Annotated in this window: 4 protein-coding genes; 3 read left to right on the forward strand and 1 reads right to left on the reverse strand. The window is 50.5% G+C overall.

What is annotated here, in order from left to right; translation table 11 throughout:
- Positions 1–99 precede the first annotated feature (99 nt).
- Positions 100–369 carry a hypothetical protein gene (locus tag B9P63_RS19060; RefSeq protein ID WP_139816303.1) on the reverse strand — a complete coding sequence of 90 codons (270 nt, stop codon included), beginning with the start codon at positions 367–369 and terminating at the stop codon, positions 100–102.
- Between the two features lie 185 nt (positions 370–554).
- Between B9P63_RS19060 and B9P63_RS18805 the strand changes: the two genes are divergently transcribed.
- The 3 genes from B9P63_RS18805 to B9P63_RS19065 form a co-directional block, all read left to right on the forward strand.
- Positions 555–1,373: a hypothetical protein gene (locus tag B9P63_RS18805; protein ID WP_085311700.1), complete on the forward strand. Its 819-nt coding sequence runs from the start codon at positions 555–557 to the stop codon at positions 1,371–1,373.
- A gap of 67 nt (positions 1,374–1,440) precedes the next feature.
- Positions 1,441–2,082: an ATP-binding protein gene (locus tag B9P63_RS18810; RefSeq protein WP_176219212.1), complete on the forward strand. Its 642-nt coding sequence runs from the start codon at positions 1,441–1,443 to the stop codon at positions 2,080–2,082.
- Positions 2,079–2,358 (forward strand): hypothetical protein (locus B9P63_RS19065; RefSeq protein WP_139816304.1); only part of this gene is annotated, 280 nt, incomplete at its 3' end. The genes B9P63_RS18810 and B9P63_RS19065, both read left to right, overlap by 4 nt.

Raw genomic sequence — 2,358 nt, forward strand, 5'->3', positions numbered from 1 at the left:
ACGGCGCAGGCAATGACCAACCGCGCACACGTCTCCCCAGAGCTGTCCGGGAATTAGTGAAATACCTGTCCGGTAATTACTGAAACGCCTGTCCGGGATTTACTGAAATCCGTGTCCGGGAATTAGTGAAACCCGCAACAGTTTAGACAAGCGGCCCTTGCCGCCATTTGCACAAGTTATTTGATAGTTCTTGTTGCGTTTCAAAAACGCCCACCACCAATAATATATAGAGGCTTTATAAGGTTGGGCTTCCGGATAGGGCTGATTACGATGTCCCTTAAACCGGCTCTTTGATGTCATACTGAGGTAGGGTGGGGTGGTCTCAAACACCAGTGTTTCTGAGCTTTCATTGGCCTGATTACTGACCATGACTCCGTCTCCTTCAAAAAGTTAAGGAGTCAAAATTAGCTCGATTTAGCCATTATAAAAGTCTCAATCTGATGGTTTTAAAAATCGAAGATTGATCGGCGCAGCTTGTAGTGCCCAGAATCTTTAAAACCCAGATGCAAACAAGCAGGTCCAAGAGGGCCCAATTATTGATGAAGGGAAATACCATGTCTGTTCAGACACAAATTAAGACTGACATCCACCAACGCCTTGATGCAATGCACGCAGCCCGTGCCGTTTGGGAAGAAGGCACGCTGCGTGCTGCCAACGATGAGCTCTATGCAATTCTTGAAGGGGTTTACGCGCTGTATGCGGAGCTAAAGGCGGAGGTGGGCAAGCGCCGAGCGTTTGCAGCTCTTTTAACTGATCTTGAGATCAAAACCCAAGCAAACACCAGCCTTGCTCTTAAAGTGATCCGGTATGTGTTTGCGGGACAAGGTCGCCGTGAAGAAGCCTATGCACGGGTTGTGGCCATCGCTCACGACATGAAGGGGCCAGATCAGAGCTTCACCAGCTATGTGCAAGAATGTGGTGGCATTGAAGAAGTGCGCCGTGTGCCCAAATCTACAAAATCTGCGACTATGTCCAAAGAGGACTTTAAGAAGCTGGCGCTTGAGGGTCTGCAGGAAGTGCAAGTGGGCGTGAGCACGTTTGACCTCCCAACGTTCATCCAGCCAAACACGGATTACGAAGAAGACTATGCGGTTGCGCTCGTGCGCTGCAATGACAACGGCACAGGCACGATTGTTTACGGGTGCAACGAAGCGGGCATCATTGACGCTGTCTTGGTATCATCGGGCAAAGACTTGGATGAACGCGCTCAAGAAAGCCTCGCCAAGCTTGACGCAGGTGATCTGGCAACCAAGCGTGCACGTGATGTGCGTGAGTTTGCGTCCAAAATGATCCGCGTTGGATCAGGTGCACAAGTCAGCGTGTCTGGCGGTGGAGTGCGCACAAACGGCGCAGCAACCCATACCTATGGATAAATCTAACGGTGAGTGGGGCAGTCATATTTTGCCCCACTCCATTTACATGCATCCAAAGGAGCTGAGCATGTCATTTGATCTTAAACATCTACCGCGTAGCTTTGACGATTTGGTCATTGCGGACCCGCTCAATGCCAGTGTTATTCGCTCATATTGTGAGCTGCCACCCGCCAAGCCTTTGTTGCTCGCAGGGCCTCCAGGTGCAGGCAAGACAGAAGCGGCACGTGTGATCGCTCACAGTTACTTTGAGCATCACAATGTTCAGCACATACAGTGGGAGTTTAATGCTGCTAGCCTTGGTAAAGACTATGACGCCAAGATCATGTCTGAGGTAAACTATCAGATGTTTGGCAATCCTGACAAAGCCATAATCGTCATCAACGAGATTGATGAGATGGACCTACGCACAGTGCAGCCCAAGTTCCGCGAGTTCATGGATGCCAAGCGTCATCTGATCCGCTTTGTGGCCACCACGAACCACAAGAGCCGCATCATGGGTGCCGTGCTCAGCAGGTTCCGCGTGATTGACCTAGACCCGCCCAGCAACCTTGATTGGGTGGATCGTGCAAAGGCTATCTTGGAAGCCGAGGGGCTAACCCCCGCAAGAGCTGATGTTGAGCAGATGCTGCAGAGCTTTCAAGGCAGCGCACGCGACTTGATCGACTTACTCGAAGAGACGGTTATAGCCAGCAAGGCGTTAGCGCCATGACCAATGCTTTAGACACATACAACAAATGCATCGCAGCGCTTCATCTAACCTGTCAGATCGCCAACGAATACGATGTGCGGTTGTGGCATATTGTTGAAGAGCACGTGCCAGCTTCACATGCTGACCTTGATAGCCGTGATTACGCCTGTGAGCTGGACAGCGCTGTTTCAAAAATGAGAGTGTCCGATCTTCTGTGTATGAGTAATTTGGCCCATGCTTCCAAACCAAAGGAGCATGACAACAATGACGATTTCCAAAGAATTACTGGACGAGCTG

Source organism: Planktotalea arctica, from assembly GCF_002105285.1.
Lineage (GTDB): Bacteria > Pseudomonadota > Alphaproteobacteria > Rhodobacterales > Rhodobacteraceae > Planktotalea > Planktotalea arctica.